At 73.3% G+C, this 17,557-nt stretch carries 18 protein-coding genes; 10 read left to right on the forward strand and 8 right to left on the reverse strand.

The window, feature by feature from the left end; genetic code table 11:
• Window positions 1–23: 23 nt before the first annotated feature.
• Window positions 24–929 carry a hypothetical protein gene (locus ABD841_RS17405; RefSeq protein ID WP_344972638.1) on the reverse strand — a complete coding sequence of 302 codons (906 nt, stop codon included), beginning with the start codon at window positions 927–929 and terminating at the stop codon, window positions 24–26.
• Window positions 930–1,133: 204 nt separating this feature from the next.
• Entirely contained in the window at window positions 1,134–2,771 is a 1,638-nt protein-coding gene (pgm, locus tag ABD841_RS17410) for a phosphoglucomutase (alpha-D-glucose-1,6-bisphosphate-dependent) (protein WP_344972640.1), read from the reverse strand.
• Between the two features lie 260 nt (window positions 2,772–3,031).
• Between pgm and ABD841_RS17415 the strand changes: the two genes are divergently transcribed.
• The 3 genes from ABD841_RS17415 to ABD841_RS17425 are packed head-to-tail and all read left to right on the forward strand — an operon-like array spanning window position 3,032 to window position 5,832.
• Complete coding sequence (locus ABD841_RS17415; protein WP_344972642.1) at window positions 3,032–3,946, forward strand: ROK family protein; 915 nt, start codon at window positions 3,032–3,034, stop codon at window positions 3,944–3,946.
• A gap of 36 nt (window positions 3,947–3,982) precedes the next feature.
• Window positions 3,983–4,732: a sugar phosphate isomerase/epimerase family protein gene (locus ABD841_RS17420; RefSeq protein WP_344972644.1), complete on the forward strand. Its 750-nt coding sequence runs from the start codon at window positions 3,983–3,985 to the stop codon at window positions 4,730–4,732.
• Complete coding sequence (locus ABD841_RS17425) at window positions 4,729–5,832, forward strand: Gfo/Idh/MocA family protein (RefSeq protein WP_344972646.1); 1,104 nt, start codon at window positions 4,729–4,731, stop codon at window positions 5,830–5,832. The genes ABD841_RS17420 and ABD841_RS17425 overlap by 4 nt, the downstream gene beginning before the upstream one ends.
• 70 nt (window positions 5,833–5,902) lie before the next feature.
• On the opposite strand, the gene ABD841_RS17430 is transcribed toward ABD841_RS17425, so the two are convergent.
• Window positions 5,903–6,154, reverse strand: a complete 252-nt coding sequence (locus ABD841_RS17430; protein WP_344972648.1) for a hypothetical protein — start codon at window positions 6,152–6,154, stop codon at window positions 5,903–5,905.
• 17 nt (window positions 6,155–6,171) lie between these two features.
• On the opposite strand from ABD841_RS17430, the gene ABD841_RS17435 reads away from it, so the two are divergent.
• On the forward strand, window positions 6,172–6,807 hold the full coding sequence (locus ABD841_RS17435) for a hypothetical protein (protein ID WP_344972650.1): 636 nt from the start codon (window positions 6,172–6,174) through the stop codon (window positions 6,805–6,807).
• Between the two features lie 105 nt (window positions 6,808–6,912).
• Window positions 6,913–8,136 carry an NAD(P)/FAD-dependent oxidoreductase gene (locus tag ABD841_RS17440; protein ID WP_344972652.1) on the forward strand — a complete coding sequence of 408 codons (1,224 nt, stop codon included), beginning with the start codon at window positions 6,913–6,915 and terminating at the stop codon, window positions 8,134–8,136.
• A gap of 3 nt (window positions 8,137–8,139) precedes the next feature.
• Here ABD841_RS17440 and ABD841_RS17445 read toward each other — a convergent pair whose 3' ends face one another.
• Complete coding sequence (locus ABD841_RS17445) at window positions 8,140–8,601, reverse strand: PPOX class F420-dependent oxidoreductase (protein WP_344972654.1); 462 nt, start codon at window positions 8,599–8,601, stop codon at window positions 8,140–8,142.
• A 250-nt stretch (window positions 8,602–8,851) separates the two neighbouring features.
• On the opposite strand from ABD841_RS17445, the gene ABD841_RS17450 reads away from it, so the two are divergent.
• Entirely contained in the window at window positions 8,852–9,550 is a 699-nt protein-coding gene (locus ABD841_RS17450; protein WP_344972656.1) for a fasciclin domain-containing protein, read from the forward strand.
• A gap of 143 nt (window positions 9,551–9,693) precedes the next feature.
• Entirely contained in the window at window positions 9,694–11,328 is a 1,635-nt protein-coding gene (locus ABD841_RS17455; protein ID WP_344972658.1) for a RecQ family ATP-dependent DNA helicase, read from the forward strand.
• Window positions 11,329–11,407: 79 nt separating this feature from the next.
• On the opposite strand, the gene ABD841_RS17460 is transcribed toward ABD841_RS17455, so the two are convergent.
• The 3 genes from ABD841_RS17460 to ABD841_RS17470 form a co-directional block, all read right to left on the reverse strand.
• Window positions 11,408–12,226 (reverse strand): SAM-dependent methyltransferase, encoded by an 819-nt coding sequence (locus ABD841_RS17460; protein WP_344972660.1) that lies wholly within the window; start codon window positions 12,224–12,226, stop codon window positions 11,408–11,410.
• A 102-nt stretch (window positions 12,227–12,328) separates the two neighbouring features.
• Window positions 12,329–13,144, reverse strand: a complete 816-nt coding sequence (locus tag ABD841_RS17465; protein ID WP_344972662.1) for an SAM-dependent methyltransferase — start codon at window positions 13,142–13,144, stop codon at window positions 12,329–12,331.
• A 113-nt stretch (window positions 13,145–13,257) separates the two neighbouring features.
• The gene (locus tag ABD841_RS17470; RefSeq protein ID WP_344972664.1) at window positions 13,258–13,767 is read right to left on the reverse strand and encodes an ATP-binding protein; all 510 of its coding nucleotides are present in this window, start codon (window positions 13,765–13,767) and stop codon (window positions 13,258–13,260) included.
• 235 nt (window positions 13,768–14,002) lie between these two features.
• On the opposite strand from ABD841_RS17470, the gene ABD841_RS17475 reads away from it, so the two are divergent.
• The 3 genes from ABD841_RS17475 to ABD841_RS17485 all read left to right on the forward strand — a co-directional run bounded on the left by ABD841_RS17475 (window position 14,003) and on the right by ABD841_RS17485 (window position 16,931).
• On the forward strand, window positions 14,003–14,239 hold the full coding sequence (locus ABD841_RS17475) for a DUF397 domain-containing protein (protein WP_344972666.1): 237 nt from the start codon (window positions 14,003–14,005) through the stop codon (window positions 14,237–14,239).
• 127 nt (window positions 14,240–14,366) lie between these two features.
• Window positions 14,367–15,284 (forward strand): helix-turn-helix domain-containing protein, encoded by a 918-nt coding sequence (locus ABD841_RS17480; RefSeq protein ID WP_344972668.1) that lies wholly within the window; start codon window positions 14,367–14,369, stop codon window positions 15,282–15,284.
• A 75-nt stretch (window positions 15,285–15,359) separates the two neighbouring features.
• Complete coding sequence (locus tag ABD841_RS17485; protein WP_344972670.1) at window positions 15,360–16,931, forward strand: SDR family oxidoreductase; 1,572 nt, start codon at window positions 15,360–15,362, stop codon at window positions 16,929–16,931.
• On the opposite strand, the gene ABD841_RS17490 is transcribed toward ABD841_RS17485, so the two are convergent.
• Window positions 16,910–17,479, reverse strand: a complete 570-nt coding sequence (locus tag ABD841_RS17490) for a TetR/AcrR family transcriptional regulator (RefSeq protein WP_344972672.1) — start codon at window positions 17,477–17,479, stop codon at window positions 16,910–16,912. The two genes, ABD841_RS17485 and ABD841_RS17490, sit on opposite strands and share 22 nt — an antisense overlap.
• Between the last annotated feature and the right edge of the window lie 78 nt (window positions 17,480–17,557).

A 17,557-nucleotide genomic window follows, 5' to 3' on the forward strand; every position in this document is an offset into this window, starting at 1 on the left:
AGCCCCCGCCCGCGCCGCCGCTGTCAGTAGCCGACCCATCCGAACGCGATGGGGCGGTCGGCCACCGGGTGGTAACCGGTCGTCACGTTCTCGTTCGCGCCCCACCAGTGGCCCTGCGGCCGGTTCGCCGCGTCGGTGCGGATGAAGATCCAGCCGCGCCCCAGGCCGGGATACTCGGTGGCGCCGACGGCGCGGGTGTCGCGGAAGTTCTGGTACGGCGACGACGGCGAGGTGGACGCCACCCCGTGGGGGTTGCTGGTGACGTCGATGACGGGGACCGCCCACTCGACGGTGGAGGCGTCGCCGTCCCGGTTGTACGGCACCGGGTCGTCGGCCATGATCATGACGTGACCGGTGGGGTCGCCGGTGCCGGGCGACGAGCCGTTGTACTTGATCGCGATGATGACGCCGGCCCCGAGCTCGTTCATCTGGTCGAGGCTGCTGTTGGCACTGGTGGTGAAGTACTCGGCGCCGTTGACGAAGGTGTCGTGGTACTGGGCGGCGGTCGGGCTGACCGACCCGAAGGCGTCCGCCAGGTACTGGTCGGTGGCGAACGGCCACGCCTGCTTGAGCACCTTGGTGACGAAGCTGGCGCACTTGCTGCGGTTGAAATAGGTGGTGGGGGAGCCGGGGGTGCCCCAGACCACGGACGTCGTCTGGCTGCCGGTGGCGTAGGTGTTGTAGGTACTCTGGCCCGGCCAGCTCAGGCTGTTGAGGTTGTCGGCGATCTCGGCCGCCGTCCGGTGGGTGTCGCCGAGCACGGCCTGCGCCGGGGGCGCGGTGGCGAGCACTCCCGTCAGGGCCAGGGCCGCGGCCCCCGCCGCGGTGGCCGCGCGCGGCCACCGGCGCGGGTGGCGCCGGGCGCTGTTCCGTGCCGTCGTGTCCTGCCGGCCGCCCCGCGCGGCCGGCAGGGATCTCGCACGTGTCATGGCTTCCCTCCTCGGTCTCCCGGTCACGGGGCCTCACCCCGCGCCGCCCGTGCCGCGCCCGGACCCGCCCCTGTGCGTGGTCCGGTGACGCGCACGCTGCCGACCGTAGGCGGGGAAGGCGCGCGACTCCATGGGGTACGCCGCGGAGCGGGTGTGCCGTTCTCCCTTGACGGCCCCCGCCGGCCGTCCGGCCCCGGCGGCGCCTCAGCCGAGGGTGGCCGAGACCAGGTCCCTGGCCTCCTGCTGGACCTGCGCCAGGTGCGCGGGCCCTCGGAAGGACTCGGCGTAGATCTTGTACACGTCCTCGGTGCCGGAGGGCCGGGCGGCGAACCAGGCGTTCTCCGTGGCGACCTTCAGCCCGCCGATCGGGGCGCCGTTGCCGGGCGCGGAGGTGAGCACCTGAGTGATCGGCTCGCCGGCGAGGGTGTCGGCGGTGACCTGCTCGGCCGAGAGCCTGGCGAGCACCGCCTTCTCCTCCCGGGTCGCCGGGGCGTCGACTCGGGCGTAGGCCGGGTCGCCGAAACGGGACACGAGGTCGGCGTAGTGCTCGCTCGGCGAGCGGCCCGTGATCGCGATGATCTCCGAGGCGAGGAGCGCCAGGATGATGCCGTCCTTGTCGGTGGTCCACACCGAGCCGTCGCGGCGCAGGAACGACGCCCCGGCGCTCTCCTCCCCGCCGAAGCCCAGCGAGCCGTCCAGCAGTCCCGGCACGAACCACTTGAACCCCACCGGGACCTCCACCAGCCGCCTGCCCAGGTCGGCGGCCACCCGGTCGATCATGCCGCTGCTGACGAGCGTTTTGCCGACCCCGGCGTCCACGGGCCAGCCGGGCCGGTGGGAGTACAGGTAGGAGATCGCCACGGCGAGGTAGTGGTTGGGGTTCATCAGCCCCCCGTCGGGGGTGACGATGCCGTGCCGGTCGGCGTCGGCGTCGTTGCCGGTGGAGACGTCGAAGGCGTCGCGGTTGGCGATGAGCGAGGCCATCGCGTACGGCGACGAGCAGTCCATCCGGATCTTGCCGTCCCAGTCCAGTGTCATGAACCGCCACGTCGGGTCGGTCAGCGGGTTGATCACCGTCAGGTCCAGCCGGTGCCGCTCGGCGATCTCCCCCCAGTAGGCGACGCTCGCCCCGCCCAGCGGGTCGGCGCCGATGCGCACCCCCGCCGCGCGGACGGCGTCGAGGTTCAGCACCGACGGCAGGTCGTCCACGTAGTGCCCGACGAAGTCGTAGCGGCCGGTGGTGTCGGCGGCCAGCGCCCTGGTGTACGGGATCCGCCGGACCTCCTTGAGGCCGTCGGCGATCAGCGCGTTGGCCCGGTCCTGGATCCAGGAGGTCGCGTCGGTGTCGGCCGGGCCACCGTTGGGCGGGTTGTACTTGAAACCGCCGTCGGAGGGCGGGTTGTGCGAGGGGGTCACCACCACGCCGTCGGCCCGCCCCGCCGACCGCCCCCGGTTGTGGGTGAGGATCGCATGGGAGACCGCCGGCGTCGGGGTGTAGCCGCCCCGCTCGTCGATCAGCACCCGTACCCCGTTGGCCGCGAAGACCTCCAGCGCCGACACCAGGGCCGGCTCGGACAGCGCGTGGCTGTCGCCGCCGAGGAACAACGGGCCGTCGACGCCCTGGGCCGCGCGGTACTCCACGATGGCCTGGCTGGTGGCAAGGATGTGGTCCTCGTTGAACGCCGCCTTCAGTGAGGAGCCCCGGTGTCCCGACGTCCCGAACGCCACCCGCTGCCCGGCCTCACCGGGATCGGGGTGCAGCGTGTAGTAGGAGGTCACCAGGCGGGCCACGTCGACCAGATCGGACGGTTGCGCGGGCTGCCCCGCACGCTCATGGGTCATCGCAATCTCCTCACATCACTCCTGGCTAACCGTATCTACCCGTAAAACAGGTAAGCCCGCACAGTACGCCCGGGACGCCCGCCGGTCCGGGGCCGGCAGGCCGTTGACAACGTTGTCAACGACGTCGTACCTTCAGCCTGTTTGCCCGGTCTCCGGGCCGATGACCGTCTTGCTTTCCCCGCACCGGAGGACCCCTTGCACAGCCGCGCGGCGGCAGCCTGCCGCCCTCCCGCGTCCCCGCCCGCCCGCGAGGCCGGCTCGTGACCGCCCTCGCGATCGACATCGGCGGCACCAAGTTCGCCGCCGCCGTCGTCCGGCCGGACGGGAGCATGGAGCGCCGGACGGAAGTCCCGGTCGGGTCCGATCCCACGGCCACGCTCGCCTCGCTGGTCCGCGAGGTCGGCGCCGCGGGAGCGGCCGGGGTCGGCATCGGCTCCGCAGGCCCCCTCGACGTCGTGGCCGGCACGGTCAGCCCGGTCAACATCCCGGCCTGGCGCGACTTCCCGCTGGCCGACGCCGTCAGGGAACTCGTCCCCGGCGTCCCCGTCGCGCTCGCGGGAGACGCCCAGTGCATGGCGCTGGGCGAGTGGTGGCGGGGCGGGCACGCGGCCTCCCGAGCCCTGCTGGGCATCGTGGTCTCCACCGGCGTGGGCGGCGGCCTCGTTCTGGACGGCGTGCCCTACCTGGGCCCGACCGGGAACGCCGGTCACATCGGCCACATCACCGTCGACCGCAACGGCGGGCTGTGCCCCTGCGGGGCGATCGGCTGCCTGGAGACGATCGCCAGCGGCCCGAGCATGGTCCGCTGGGCGCTGGCGAACGGCTGGAGCGCCCCGGGCGGGCAGCCGGACGCCAGGGCGCTGGCCGCCGACGCCGCGCGCGGGGTCCCCGTCGCCCGGCTCGCCTTCCAGCGGACCGCCGACGCCCTGGCCACGGCGATCCTCACCACGGCGGCCCTGTTCGACATCGACGACGTCGTCATCGGCGGCGGCGTCTCCGGGGCCGGAGACACGCTGCTCGCCCCGCTCCGGCAGGCGGTCGCCAAGCAGGCCGGGCTCGGCTTCCTGCACCGCCTGACCGTCACCCGCACCGCCCTGGAGCGCGACGCCGGCCTGTACGGCGCCGCCGCGCTCGTCCTCCCCGGGGAGACGAGGAGCCCGAACCGGGGGTCCTGAACGCCGCCCACGCAGAACGACACGAAGGGATCGGGGATGCCCCCACTCGCCGTCCAGTTGTACTCCGTGCGCGAGCAGGCGGCCGCCGACCGCCGCGCCGTGCTCCGCCGCATCGCCGAGATCGGGTACGGCGCCGTCGAACCGTACGACGCGCACCTCGACCCCGGCGGCCTCGCCGACGACCTCCGGGAGGCCGGGCTCACCGTGTGCAGTGTGCACGCCCCGCTGCTCGACGAGCGCCGCCCGGCCGCGCTCGCCGCCGCGGCCGCCGTCGGCGCGGAGACCGTCATCGTGCCGGCCGCGCCCGCCGGGTGGTTCGCCGACCGGGAGGGCCTGGAGTCGGCCGCGCGGGTCATCGGGGAGGCCGCCCGCGAGGCCGCCGACCACGGCCTGCGGCTCGGCTACCACAACCACTGGTGGGAACTGGAGCAGCGGGTGGACGGCCGCCCCGCGCTGGAGGTGCTGGCCGACCTGCTCGACCCGGAGGTGCTGCTGGAGGTCGACCTCTACTGGGCCGCGACCGGCGGAGTCGACCCGGCGGAGCTGCTCGCCAGGCTGGGCGGACGGGTGCGGCACCTGCACGTCAAGGACGGCCCGGCCACCAAGGAGGGCCCGATGACCGCGGTCGGCGCGGGCGAGGTGCCGATCGTGGACGCGCTGGCCGCCGCGCCGGACGCGGTGCGGATCGTCGAACTGGACCACTGCGCCACCGACGTGGTCCAGGCGCTGGCCGACAGCCACGCGTACCTGACCGGTCTGGTCGCCGCCGGGCGGGTGAGCCCGTGACCGGCCCGCTCGGTGTCGCGATCGTCGGCTGCGGGACCATCAGCCACCAGTACCTGGCCAACCTGACCGCCTTCCCCGGGGTGCGCGTGGTCGCGTGCGCCGACATCGACCCGGAGCGCGCCCGTGAGGTCGCGGCCCGGTACGGCGTGCCGGTGGCGGTCGCCCCCGAGGAGGCGATCTCCCACCCGGACGTGGAACTGGTCGTCAACCTCACGATCCCGGCCGCCCACGCCTCGGTCGCGCTCGCCGCGGTCCGGGCCGGGCGGCACGTCTACAACGAGAAGCCCTTCACCGTCGACCGGGAGTCCGGCGCGGAGCTGGTCGAGGCCGCGGCGGCGGCCGGGGTGCTGCTGGGCAGCGCTCCCGACACCTTCCTCGGCGCCGGCCTGCAGACCGCGGCCCGCCTCGTCGCCGAGGGGTCCATCGGCACCCCGCTCACCGCCCTGACGCTGCTGCAGACCCCCGGCCCCGAGTCGTGGCACCCCAGCCCGGAGTTCCTGTTCCAGCGGGGCGCCGGGCCGCTGTTCGACATGGGCCCCTACTATCTGACCGCCCTGGTCACCCTGTTCGGCCCGGCCCGCCGGGTGGCCGCGGTCGGCCGCCGGGCCAGGCGGGAGCGGGTCATCGGCTCGGGCCCCAGGGCCGGGACGCGCTTCGCCGTGGAGGTCCCCACCCACACGGCCGCGCTCCTGGAGTTCGCCGCGGGCCAGGCCGCCACCATGGTCTTCAGCTTCGACTCCCCGCTCTGCCGCGCCGGGTTCATCGAGATCACCGGCACCGAGGCGACCATGGAGGTGCCCGACCCCAACGCCTTCGGCGGCGAGGTGCGGCTGCGCCGGGCCGGCGACGACGAGTGGGTGCCGGTCCCCACGACGGGCAGCACGGCCGGCCGCGGCCTGGGCGTGCTCGACATGGCCCAGGCCGTCCGCGAGGGCCGGCCGCACCGCGCCACCGGCGAGCTGGGCCTGCACGTCCTCGACACGATGCTCGCCGTCGCCGAGTCCGCCGAGCGGGCGGAGTTCCTCCCGATCGGCAGCACCTGCCCGGTCCCGGCTCCTCTTCCGGAAGACTGGGACCCGCACGCCGTCCGCTTCGGCTGACGCGGTGCGGGGCCCGCCTCGGGGCGGAGGCGGGGAGACGGAGGACGCGCGGGGCCTTCGCGGTGCGGGGTCAGGGCGCCTGGCCGGGGGCCTCGCCGCCGGGCGCCGCGCTCCCGGCGGCGCCACCCCCGGGAAGCGCGCCCCCCGCCGCCGCGACCCCGGACGCCTCGCGCGCCGAGGCCTCCTCCAGCCGGGCGCGCAGCCGGGTGCGGATCTCGTCCGGGGTGTAGGCCTGCCGTCGCCGCTCGGCGCGGGCGATCACCACTCCGGTGGCCGCGACACCGGCGACGCCCGCCAGACCGAGTATCTTCCACCAACGCATGTGCCTACGCTATCGGAATGCCTGGCAAGAGCATCAGCCTCGACGAGGCCGTCAACCTGACCCGTACCGGTGACGTGTGGCTGTTCCGCGGCCGGACGGTGCCCGACCGAGCCATCCAGACCGTGACGAACAGTCCCGTCAACCACGTGGGCATGTCCGTCGTCGTCGACGACATGCCTCCCCTGATGTGGCACGCCGAGCTCGGCCGGTCCCTGCCCGACCTGTGGGCGGGGACGCACCAGCGCGGCGTCCAGTTGCACGACCTGCGCGACGCGGTCACCGTCTGGGCCACCAGGTACGGCCAGCGCGCCTGGCTCAGGCAGCTGGAACCGGAGATCCCCAGGGAGATGGAGGACGCCGTCCTGCGCACCGTCGCCCGGCTCGACGGCACTCCCTTCCCGTCCACGGCCAGGCTCGCCGGACGCTGGCTGAAGGGACGGGTGCCCAGGATCCTCAGACGGGGCGCCGAGGAGAGCGCGCTGGAGAGCGCCTACTGCGCCGAGGTTGTCGCCGTCACCTACGAGGCCATGGGGCTGCTCCCCGGCGGCCGGCGGCCCAACTGGTACGACCCGGGCCGGTTCTGGAGCGGTGACGACCTCGAACTGGACGGGGGCTTCCAACTGGGGGGAGAGATCACCGTGAAGCTGGGGTAGGCCCTAGGCGGGCGGTGCGGCGGGCGCAACCCCCGGCGGCCGCCGCCCGAAGTCACAGGTGGCGGATCTTGTCGTTCCGCCGCCGTCGAGCCAGGGGGTTGCGTCATGTCGGACACGGTGGTCGTCGTCGGTGCGGGTCTCGCTGGCCTCGCGTGCGCCGTCCGGCTGCACTCCGCGGGGATGCCCGTCCGCGTCGTCGAGGCGTCCGACGAGGTGGGCGGCCGGGTGCGCACCGACCTCGTGAACGGGTTCCGGCTCGACCGGGGGTTCCAGGTGTTCAACACCGCCTACCCGGAGGCGGGCCGGGTGCTCGACATCGGCGCGCTGAACCTGCGCGCGATCCCCTCGGGCGTGATCGCCTTCGAGCGGGGGCGCCGGGAGCGTTTCATGGTGCCCTGGCGCCATCCCGGCCAGGCGCTCAGCGGGCTGCTGGCCGACGTGGGATCCCCCCTGGACAAGGCCGCCCTGGCCGCGCTCACCGCGCGCGATGTCGCCCTGCCCGCCGACTGGCTGCGCGACGGCCGGGAGCGCACCACACAGGAGGAGCTGCGGCACTGGGGCATCTCGTCGAGGATGATCGAGAAGTTGTTCCGTCCCTTCCTCGCGGGCGTCGTGCTCGAGCGCGAGCTGGAGACCTCCAGCCGTTTCTTCCACCTGATCTGGCGTGCCTTCGCCCGGGGCACGGTCGGGGTGCCCGCGCTGGGCATGGGCGAGATCGCCCGCAGGCTCGCCGCCCGCGTCCCGGCGGGCGCGCTCTCCCTCGGCACCCCGGTGATCGCGGTGAGCGGGGACGGCGTGGAGACGGTGGGGGGCGGGACGATCCCGGCGCGCGCGGTGGTCGTGGCGACCGACCCGGCCATGGCCGCGGCGCTCTACCCGGGGCTGGAGGTTCCCGAGATGCGGTCGGTGACGACCTTCTACCACGCGGCCTCGCGCTCGCCCATGGAGGATCCCACGCAGATCGTCGACGTGGAGGGCCACATCACCGACACGCTGGTCATCAGCGACGCCGCACCGGAGTACGCCCCGCCGGGCCGCGCGCTGATCTCGACCTCGGTCCTGGGGGTCCTGTCCGATGCGGACGAGCCCCGTGTCCGGGCGAGGCTCTCGCAGATCTACGGCACCGACACCTCCGGCTGGGAGCATCTGGCGACCTACGCGATAGAGAGCGCGCTGCCCGCGATGCCGCCGCCGTTGCGGATGCGCCGGTCGGTCCGCTTCGCGGACGGCCGCTACGTGTGCGGCGACCACCGTGACACCGGCTCCCATCAGGGCGCCCTGGTCTCCGGCCGCCGCGCCGCCGACGCCGTCCTGGCGGATCTGGGCTGACGGTCAGGCGAGGCGGGCGGGGAAGCCGCCGGTCGCGACGGGGCCCCAGCGCTCCGGGGTGACGCGCAGCAGCACCTTGCCCTGGCGGACCATGGCCGCGCGGTACTCGTCCCAGTCGGAATGCTCGCCGGCGATCACCCGGTAGTACTCGACCAGCGGTTCGAGGGCCTCGGGAAGGTCGAGGACCTCGGCCGTGCCGTCCACCTGCACCCAGGGGCCGTCGAAGTCGTCCGACAGGACCACGACGCTCACCCGGGGGTCGCGCCGGGCGTTGGCGACCTTCGCGCGCTCGGGGTAGGTGGACACCACGATGCGGCCTTCGGCGTCGACGCCGCAGGTCACCGGAGACGCCTGCGGCCCGCCGTCGCGCCGCGCGGTGATGAGCAGCGCGCGGTGGCGATCACGGAGGAAGTCCAGCAGGCGGTCACGTGAGACGACCTCGTTGGTCGCGATCTTCGGGCTCATGCCCCCACTGTACGGGCACGGTACGGGAATCCGGACGTCCGGATCGGACGGCCGGATCCGGACGGCCCGACGGAATGGAACATTAATTCTTCCAACCCCTTATAGGGCTTTCTAGGGAGATAAGTGGTCAAGAGTCCATTAATCGGGCATTTGTCACCAAATCGCCGGGAATTGATCTCCGGAAACAGCATGTGAGCACCTCGGGGGCCGCCAGGCGGACCCGAACGTCTCATACGCCGAAATGAAGGAGATGAACGTGGAGAAAAAGGCTCTTCTCGCCTCAGCTCTGACCGTGCTCACCCTGACCGCCCTCCCCGTCGCCGCCCGGGCGGGTGCCGTGAACCCCGCCGTTTCCCCCACGCCGGTGCCCACGGACATGGCCTCGCCTTCCCCCACGGACATGACCTCGCCCACGGGCACCATGTCGCCTTCACCCACGGGCACCATGTCGCCCTCGCCCACGGGCACCGGCGCGATGGCCGAGCCCTTCGGCCCCGCCTGCGCCACCCTGCCCACCTCGGGCGAGGGGAGCCTGGAGGACATGGCGGGCAAGCCGGTCGCGCAGGCGGCCGCCTCCAACCCCGAGCTCTCCACGCTGAGCGACGCGATCAGGCAGGCCGGGCTGGAGGAAACGCTCGACTCCGCCCAGGAGGTCACGGTGTTCGCCCCCACGAACGACGCCTTCGACAAGGTCCCGAAGGACACGCTCGACAAGCTCCTGGCCGACAAGGAGGAGCTGACCAAGGTCCTGACCTACCACGTCGTCGAGGGCAAGAAGACGCCCGAGGACCTGACGGAGGGGACGCTGACCACGCTCCAGGGCGGCACGCTGACCGCCAAGGGCTCCGGTGAGGAGTTCACCGTCGAGGACGCCAAGGTGGTCTGCGGCAACATCCAGACCGCCAACGGCACCATCTACCTCATCGACAGCGTGCTCATGCCGAAGTGACCGCGGGGAGCGCGGCCGGACCGGACCGAGGGGCGCCCGCGCGGCGCCCCTCACCCGTGCGCGGCCGGCCCGCGGCCGCCGCGCGACTACGCCGCCGCTCCCCGGGTACCTGGGCCTGGTGACGAGCGGGGGAGGCGGACGGCATGGACGTCGGGGACGGGTCCGGGGCGCGGGCACGGCGGCTGCGGGCGGTGGCCCGCGAGGTCTTCGGATGGCGGGAGCTGTGGCCGGGACAACTGGAGGCCATGCGCCACCTGCTGGCCGGGGGCGACGCGCTCGTGGTCATGCCCACCGGCGGCGGCAAGTCGGCCGTCTACCAGGTGCCCGCCCTGCTGCTCGACGGACCCACCGTGGTGGTCTCACCGCTGATCGCCCTCCAGCGCGACCAGGTCGCCGCGCTGATGAGCGCCGACGCCGGAGGGGCGGTCGCGGTCAACTCGGCCCAGTCCGGCGGCGACGACTCCCTCGACGCGGTCCGCGCGGGCACGGCCGAGTTCGTGTTCCTCTCTCCCGAGCAGCTGGCCAAGCCCGGGACGGTCGAGCGGCTGCGCGCCGCGCGCCCCTCGCTGATCGCCGTCGACGAGGCGCACTGCGTCGCGGCCTGGGGCCACGACTTCCGCCCCGACTACCTGCGGCTGGCGCACGTGATCGAGCGGCTCGGCCACCCGCCGGTCGCCGCGCTGACCGCCACGGCCACCCCGTCGGTGCGCGAGGAGATCGTCTCGGCCCTCGGCCTGTCGGACGTCCGCCAGGTCGTGCGGGGGTTCGACCGGCCCAACCTCGATCTGGAGGTGCGCCGCTTCGTCACCCCGGAGGACCTGCGCCGGGCGCTGATCGAGGACGCCGCCTCCCGTACCGGCCTCGGTCTCGTCTACGTCGCCACCCGCCGGGCCGCGGAGGAGTACGCCGACGCGCTGCGCGAGGCGGGCCGGCGGGCCGAGCCGTACCACGCGGGGATGAAGGCGGCCGAGCGTCACCGGATCCACGAGACGTTCCGCGACGACGGGCTGGACGTCGTCGTGGCGACCTCCGCGTTCGGCATGGGCATCGACAAGCCGGACGTCCGCTACGTGCTGCACGCCGCGCCCCCGGAGTCACCGGACTCCTACTACCAGGAGATCGGCCGGGCGGGCCGGGACGGCGAGCCGTCCGCCGCGGTGCTCTTCTACCGGCCCGAGGACCTCGGGTTGCGCAGGTTCTTCGCCGGGGGACGGGCCGACGAGGAGATGCTGCTGCGGGTCGCCACGCTCGTGCACGAGCACGGCGGCACCGTCCCGGCCCGTGAGCTGCGGGCGGTGCTCGACATCGGCGCCACCCGCCTCACCCGGCTGGTGAACCTGCTGGAGAGGGCCGGCGCGGTGGGGACCACCGCGAGGGGCGGCCTGCGCCGCGTCCCGGGCGGGCCCGACCCGGAGCGGGCCGTCGCGCGGGCCGCCGACCTGGACGACACCCGCCGCCGCATCGACGAGTCACGGATCGACATGATGCGCGGGTACGCGGAGACCACGGGCTGCCGCCGCCGCTTCCTGCTGGAGTACTTCGGGGAACCGTACGAGCGCACCTGCGGGGCCTGCGACACCTGCCGGGCGGGCGTCTCCGCCGAGCCGGGGACGGACGGCCCGTACGCGATGCACGCCCGGGTGCGCCACAGCGTCTGGGGCACGGGGATGGTGATGAGCCGCGAGAGCGACCGGATCACCGTCCTGTTCGACGAGGTGGGCTACAAGACCCTCTCCCTGGAGGCCGTGGAGCGCGAGGACCTGCTGGCGACGGGGTAGACGGCCCGGACCGGGGACGGCGCGGCTTCCCGGGCCGCGCCCCACCGGGCGGCTCCCGGGCCGGGCGGGCGGTCGCGGGTCAGCCCTCGGCCTTCCGGGCGACCCCGCCCATGGACCACGTCTTCTCGCGGCCGTGCGTGGACAGCGGGTTGTCCGGGCGCCAGTGGCGGACGTAGACCAGACCCGGCTCGACCAGTTCCAGGCCGTCGAAGAAACGCAGCACCTCGGCGCTGGTGCGGGCGGCGTCCTCGGTGCGGCCGAGAACCCGGCGGTAGACGTCGACCAGCGGACCGGCCACCTCCGGGCGTATGTCGAAGACGACGTGGCCGATGACGAAGTAGCTCCCGGCCGCCACCGCGTCGCGCAGCACGGCCACGCTCTTGAAGGGGTCGTCCTCGTCGGGGATGAACTGCAGGGCGGACCGGATGACGACGGCCACCGGCCGGTCGAGGTCGATGAGCCGCCGCAGCTCGGGGTCGGCGAGCAGGTCGCGCGGGTTGAGGACGTGCCCCTCGACGACCGCGGTGCGGTCGTCGGTGGCCAGCAGGGCGCGGGCGTGGGAGAGCACGACCGGGTCGTCGGCGGCGTAGACCACGCGCGCCTCGGGCAGGAGCGACCGGGCCACCTGGTGGACGTTGTTCCGCGTCGGCAGGCCCGAGTCGAGGACCACGAACTGGGTGACGCCCTCCCCGACGAGGAAGCGCACCGCCCGGCCCATGAAGGCGTTGGCCTCCCTGGCCATGTCCCTGACCTCCGGGGCGATGGCGAGCACCTTCTCGGCCGCCTCGCGGTCGGCGGCGAAGTTGTCCTTGCCGCCGAGGAAGTAGTCGTTCATCCGGGCGACGTTGGGCACGCTCGTGTCGAAGTCCGACCGAGGCCGCCGGGCCGCGTCGCTCATGCGTCATCTCCTCTGTTGCCCGGGACACCGGAGAACGGCGGGCTCACGGACAGGCGTCAAGGCAAAGGTCAAGGATGAGAAACCCTGGTTTTTCGGGAGATTCTAGTCCTTGCGCCCGACTCCGCCGACGACCCACACCGCGTCGGGGCGGTGCGGCACCGCCCCCTCGGGCCGCCACTGCGGGATGTAGACCAGGCCCGGCTCGACCAGGTCCAGCCCGTCGAAGAACGGCTCCACCTCCGCCCCGGTCCGCAGGTTGGCGCGGCGCGGGCCGGTGATCGACCCCTGGTCCTGGTAGAGGGCGGCGAGCCGGGCCGTCTTCTCCGGGCACAGGTCGGAGACCGCGTGGGACAGGGCCAGGTAGCTGCCCGGCGCCATGGCCTTCTGCAGGCCGGAGGTGATCTGCAGGGCCTGCACGTCGTCGGTGAGATCGGTCAGGAAGGAGAAGAGCAGGATCGCCACCGGCTCGTTCAGGTCGATCGTCCCGGTGAGCCGGGGATGGGTGAGGATCCGCTCCGGGTCGCGGGCGTCGGCCTCGATGACGGTGGCCACGCGCTCGTCCTTCAGGAGCGCCTGGGCGTGCACGACGACCATCGGGTCGTTGTCGACGTAGACCACCCGCGCGTCCGGCGCGACGGTGTGGAGGATCTGGTGCACGCTGTCCTGGGTCGGCAGGCCGCAGCCGATGTCGACGAACTGGCGGATGCCGGCCTCGGCGAGGAAGCCGACCGCCCGGCGGAGGAACCTGCGTCCCTCCCTCGCCAGGACGGGGAGTTCGGGGGCGATCGAGAGCGCCGCCCGCGCGGCCTCGCGGTCGGCGGCGAAGTTGTCCTTGCCGCCGGCGAAGTAGTCGGCTATGCGGCCCGCATTCGGGATCGCGGGGTCGAACCTGAGGCGCTCGGGCCGCGGCGACGCCATGCCGTCCTCCGTCCAGCGGTGCGGGCTTCAGCGGACATTACCGGCCTTAACCCCACAGCATGCCGTATTTCCCGCAGGCCGGAGATCGCGTCCCCCGTACGGTGCCGCGGGGGTCAGCGGCAGGCCTCCAGGCGCCGGGCCACGGAGGGGAGGGCGAATACCGCCCAGACGGCCTTGCCGCGCGACTCCAGCGGGGCCCAGCCCCACATCTCGCTGATCCCCTCGACGACCTGCAGTCCCCGGCCGCTCTCCGCCTCGTAGTCCGGCTCGCGCAGGCGGGGAGCCTGCTCGCTGGGGTCGGTGACCGCGCACAGCATCGAGCGCTCGGTATGGCAGAGGATGATCCGGACGTCGGGGGAGGGGCGGGAGTGGAGGAGTCCCCGCGCGCCGTGCCGCACGGCGTTGGTGACCAGTTCGGAGACCACGACGCCGGTGTCGTCGATCAGGGGCTCCAGCTCCCAGGCCGTCAGCGTTCTGGCGGTGAACTCGCGGGCGGTCCGCGCCGGGCAGGGGCCGTGGCGCAGGCTCCGCGCGGCCATCTGCACCTGCTGCGCCTGGCCGGAGTGGCCTTCGCCGACGCCCCACGGGGGCAGGCCGCTCGGCGGGAGCAAGTGATCGAGCATCGACAACCACCGTTCCCACCCACCGATCTCCGCTCGGATGGGTGTGGCTTCATGTCTCTGGTGACCAGTCATCGGTGACCTTGGGGGGAAGGCGTCACGAACGCGTAACGGGGGCGATCCGTCTAGTCATCTTGCACGGCACGTTGTGCATAAGCAAGTACAGATGCACGTGCATCTGCACAAAAGGCTCTATGCTCGTCTCGTTGTTTCCCTGCCTAATCGGTGAGAGGCGAGGATGAACCAGCTGTACAACGGCATGTCGGCCGCTCTGCTGGAGGGCGTCGTGTGGCGTAAGAGCCATTTCAGCAATCCCAGCGGAAACTGCGTGGAGCTCGCCGAGCTGCCCGACGGCAGGGTTGCCGTGCGCAACTCCCGCGACCCCGAGGGGGTCGCCCTGATCTACACCCGGCCCGAGGTCGACGCGTTCGTCCAGGGGGTCAAGCGGGGGGACTTCGACGACCTGATCGGCTGAATCGCCGGGCGGCGATTGAAGAATAAAGTTCTATGTGGTGCGGAGAGTGTGAGCAGAGTACGGTGAAGGCTCGCGATTGCCACAATGAGTGGGCAAAGGCTCGCGTTCCGCGCCCGAAGGACTGTAGATGATCACACCTCACGCCGACGGTGAGCCGGTCAGCCTGAGCTCCATGGCAGCGCCGCGGGGCAGCTCCACCGTGCTGAGGATCGTGCTGGGCGCCCAGCTGCGCCGCCTGCGCGAGCAGCGCGACATCACCCTGGAGGAGGCGGGGCGCGCCATCCGCGCCTCGCACTCGAAGATCAGCCGGATGGAGCTCGGCCGGGTCAGCTTCCGGATCCGCGACGTGGCCGACCTGCTCACCCTGTACGGCGTGACCGGCGAGGACGACCGCAGCCCGCTCCTCTCCCTGGTCGAGAAGGCCAACCAGCCCGGGTGGTGGCACAACTACAACGACGTCCTGCCCGGCTGGTTCGAGACGTACGTGGGCCTGGAGGAGTCGGCCACCGGCATCCGCAACTACGAGGTCCAGTTCGTGCCGGGGCTGCTGCAGAGCGAGGGCTACGCCCGGGCCGTCGTCCGGCTCGGCTTCCCCAAGGCCGCGCCCGAGGAGATCGAGCGCCGGGTGCGGCTGCGCATGGCCCGCCAGAAGCTCCTGCGCCGGGCCGACCCGCCCCACCTGTGGGCGGTGCTCGACGAGGCCGTGCTGCGCCGCCCCCTCGGCGGCCCGGAGGTGATGCGCGGGCAGATCGACCACATCCTGGAGGCGCTCGAACTGCCCAACGTGACCGTGCAGATCGTGCCCTTCAGCGTCGGCGGCCACGCCGCGGCCGGCGGTCCCTTCAGCATCCTGCGCTTCTCCCAGCCCGACCTGCCCGACGTGGTCTACATGGAGCAGCTCACCAGCGCCGTCTACCTGGAGAAGCGCGACGAGGTCGACAGCTACCTGGAGGTCATGGAGCGCCTGTGCATCGAGGCCGAGCCGGCCACGCGCACGCGCGAGATCCTCGCCGGGATCCGCGAGGAGCTCGACAGGAGGCGGTGAGCGGGCCCGGCCGGTCACCGCCCGGCCGCGGCGGTCCCGGCAACCGTCCGGCCGGGGCCGTACGAAGATAGCCGAATGAGATGTCTCGTCACCGGCGCGACCGGATACATCGGAGGAAGGCTCGTCCCCGAGCTGCTCGCCGCGGGTCACCGGGTACGCTGCATGGCGCGCTCGGCGGGCCGTCTGCGCGACCAGCCCTGGGCCTCCCGGGTGGAGGTCGCCGAGGCCGACGCCACCGACCCGGAGCGGACGGGCATCGCCCTCGACGGCGTCGACGTGGCCTACTACCTCATCCACACGATGGGCGGCGGCCGCGACTTCGCCGCCGCCGACCGGGCCGCGGCCACCGCCTTCGCCGCGGCGGCCGAGCGCGCCGGCGTGCGCCGCATCGTCTACCTCGGCGGCCTCGCTTCCGACGAGGAGCTCTCGCCGCATATGCGCTCCCGGGCCGAGGTCGGGGAGATCTTCCTGCGCTCCGCCGTGCCCACCGTGGTGCTGCGGGCGTCGGTCATCATCGGGTCCGGCTCGGCCTCCTTCGAGATGCTGCGCTACCTCACCGAGCGGCTGCCGGTGATGACGACCCCGCGCTGGGTCGGTACCAGGACCCAGCCCATCGCGATCCGTGACGTCCTGCGCTACCTGGTGGCCTGGGCCGGCGTCGAGGAGGAGGTCGACCGCGCCTTCGACATCGGCGGCCCGGACGTGCTCACCTACGCCGACATGATGCGCGTCTACGCCGGCGTCGCCGGGCTGCCCCGCCGCCTGATCATCCCGGTGCCGCTGCTCAGCCCCGGCCTGTCGAGCCACTGGGTGGGCCTGGTCACCCCGGTCCCCGCGGCGCTGGCCCGGCCGCTGGTGGAGTCGCTGCGCAACGAGGCCGTCTGCCGTGAGCACGACATCGCCCGCCACGTCCCCGACCCGCCGGGCGGCCTGATCGGGTTCCGGCAGGCCGTCGAGCTCGCCCTGCGCCGGATCCGGGAGGCGGAGGTCCTCACCCGCTGGTCCTCGGCCTCCACCCCGGGTGCGCCGAGCGACCCGCTGCCCACCGACCCGGGGTGGGCGGGCGGCAGTCTCTACCGCGACGCGCGGGCCCGCCGGGTGGACGCCTCCCCGCAGGCCCTCTGGGCGGTCGTCGAGGCCATCGGCGGAGAGACGGGCTGGTACTCGCTGCCCGTCGCCTGGCGCCTGCGCGGCTTCCTCGACCGGCTGGTCGGCGGCGTGGGGCTGCGCCGGGGACGGCGCGACCCGCACCGGCTCCGGGTGGGCGACTCGCTTGACTTCTGGCGGGTCGAGGAGGTCGAGCCGGGGCGTCTGCTGCGGCTGCGCGCCGAGATGCGCCTGCCCGGTCTCGCCTGGCTGGAGCTGCGGGTGCTCCGGCACGAGGGCCGGACCGTCTACGGTCAGCGCGCGATCTTCCATCCCCGCGGCCTGGCCGGGCACCTGTACTGGTGGGCGGTCACCCCCTTCCACAGCCTGATCTTCGGCAGCATGCTGCGCAACGTCGCGGCCACCGCCGAGCGCGGCGGCGTGCCCGCTCTTCCCGGTGGCCCCCCGAGGGGCGCCTCCGCGCCGCCGTGGCGCGAGCCGGGGGACGGGGCTCCCACGGGCGGCGAGGGACCCGGGCGTCAGCAGGCGGCGGGGCCTTGACCGGCGGCGGGACCGCCGGTGGCCACGAGGGCGTCGACGACGTCCTCGTGGCTGAGGCCCTTGTGCGCGAAGCGCCCGGCCACGGCGAGCTCGGCCAGGCCGTGGGCGGTGGACAGCAGGGCCGTCGCCCCGGCCTTGGAGGCGGGCCCGCCGCAGGCCACCCCCATCCCGAGCGCGGTCATCACCTGGTCGATCGCCGCCTCCAGCTCCGGGTGGTCGCCCGCGGCGAACTCCGTGGCGAACACCAGGCGGTACTCCTCGGGGTGCGCCACGGCGTACTCGACATAGCTGAGGTAGAACGCCCGGAGCCGCCCCGGCCGGTCGTCCCGGGCGAGGACCGCCGCGGCGACGTGCGCGCTGAGGTCGGTGATGACGTGGACGGCGAGTGCCGCGAGCAGCGCGGTCTTGTCGGCGAAGTGCCGGTAGGGGGCCATGCGGGACAGGCCCGTCAGGTCGCCGACCGCGCGCAGCGTCACGGCGTCGAGGCCTTCTTCGCGCAGCAGCTTGAGCGCGCTCTCGACGAGCCGGGTCCGCGTGTCGTCCACCACGTCGTTCACTTTCTCACAGGGGTCGGTGTTGACAATGTCAGCATCCTACGCTGACACTGCCACCATGATGTTGACGAT

The sequence above is a fragment of the Streptosporangium fragile genome (assembly GCF_039534445.1).
GTDB lineage: Bacteria > Actinomycetota > Actinomycetes > Streptosporangiales > Streptosporangiaceae > Streptosporangium > Streptosporangium fragile.

What these genes read in the sequence shown, in the direction of transcription:
- ABD841_RS17450 (WP_344972656.1), top strand. Translation starts at nt 8,852, where the DNA reads ATGAACGTGGAGAAAAAGGCTCTTCTCGCCTCAGCTCTGACCGTGCTC.
- ABD841_RS17405 (WP_344972638.1), bottom strand. Translation starts at nt 929, where the DNA reads ATGACACGTGCGAGATCCCTGCCGGCCGCGCGGGGCGGCCGGCAGGAC.
- ABD841_RS17455 (WP_344972658.1), top strand. Translation starts at nt 9,694, where the DNA reads ATGGACGTCGGGGACGGGTCCGGGGCGCGGGCACGGCGGCTGCGGGCG.
- ABD841_RS17460 (WP_344972660.1), bottom strand. Translation starts at nt 12,226, where the DNA reads ATGAGCGACGCGGCCCGGCGGCCTCGGTCGGACTTCGACACGAGCGTG.
- ABD841_RS17445 (WP_344972654.1), bottom strand. Translation starts at nt 8,601, where the DNA reads ATGAGCCCGAAGATCGCGACCAACGAGGTCGTCTCACGTGACCGCCTG.
- ABD841_RS17480 (WP_344972668.1), top strand. Translation starts at nt 14,367, where the DNA reads ATGATCACACCTCACGCCGACGGTGAGCCGGTCAGCCTGAGCTCCATG.
- ABD841_RS17470 (WP_344972664.1), bottom strand. Translation starts at nt 13,767, where the DNA reads ATGCTCGATCACTTGCTCCCGCCGAGCGGCCTGCCCCCGTGGGGCGTC.
- ABD841_RS17465 (WP_344972662.1), bottom strand. Translation starts at nt 13,144, where the DNA reads ATGGCGTCGCCGCGGCCCGAGCGCCTCAGGTTCGACCCCGCGATCCCG.
- ABD841_RS17485 (WP_344972670.1), top strand. Translation starts at nt 15,360, where the DNA reads ATGAGATGTCTCGTCACCGGCGCGACCGGATACATCGGAGGAAGGCTC.
- pgm (WP_344972640.1), bottom strand. Translation starts at nt 2,771, where the DNA reads ATGACCCATGAGCGTGCGGGGCAGCCCGCGCAACCGTCCGATCTGGTC.
- ABD841_RS17440 (WP_344972652.1), top strand. Translation starts at nt 6,913, where the DNA reads ATGTCGGACACGGTGGTCGTCGTCGGTGCGGGTCTCGCTGGCCTCGCG.
- ABD841_RS17430 (WP_344972648.1), bottom strand. Translation starts at nt 6,154, where the DNA reads ATGCGTTGGTGGAAGATACTCGGTCTGGCGGGCGTCGCCGGTGTCGCG.
- ABD841_RS17420 (WP_344972644.1), top strand. Translation starts at nt 3,983, where the DNA reads ATGCCCCCACTCGCCGTCCAGTTGTACTCCGTGCGCGAGCAGGCGGCC.
- ABD841_RS17475 (WP_344972666.1), top strand. Translation starts at nt 14,003, where the DNA reads ATGAACCAGCTGTACAACGGCATGTCGGCCGCTCTGCTGGAGGGCGTC.
- ABD841_RS17435 (WP_344972650.1), top strand. Translation starts at nt 6,172, where the DNA reads ATGCCTGGCAAGAGCATCAGCCTCGACGAGGCCGTCAACCTGACCCGT.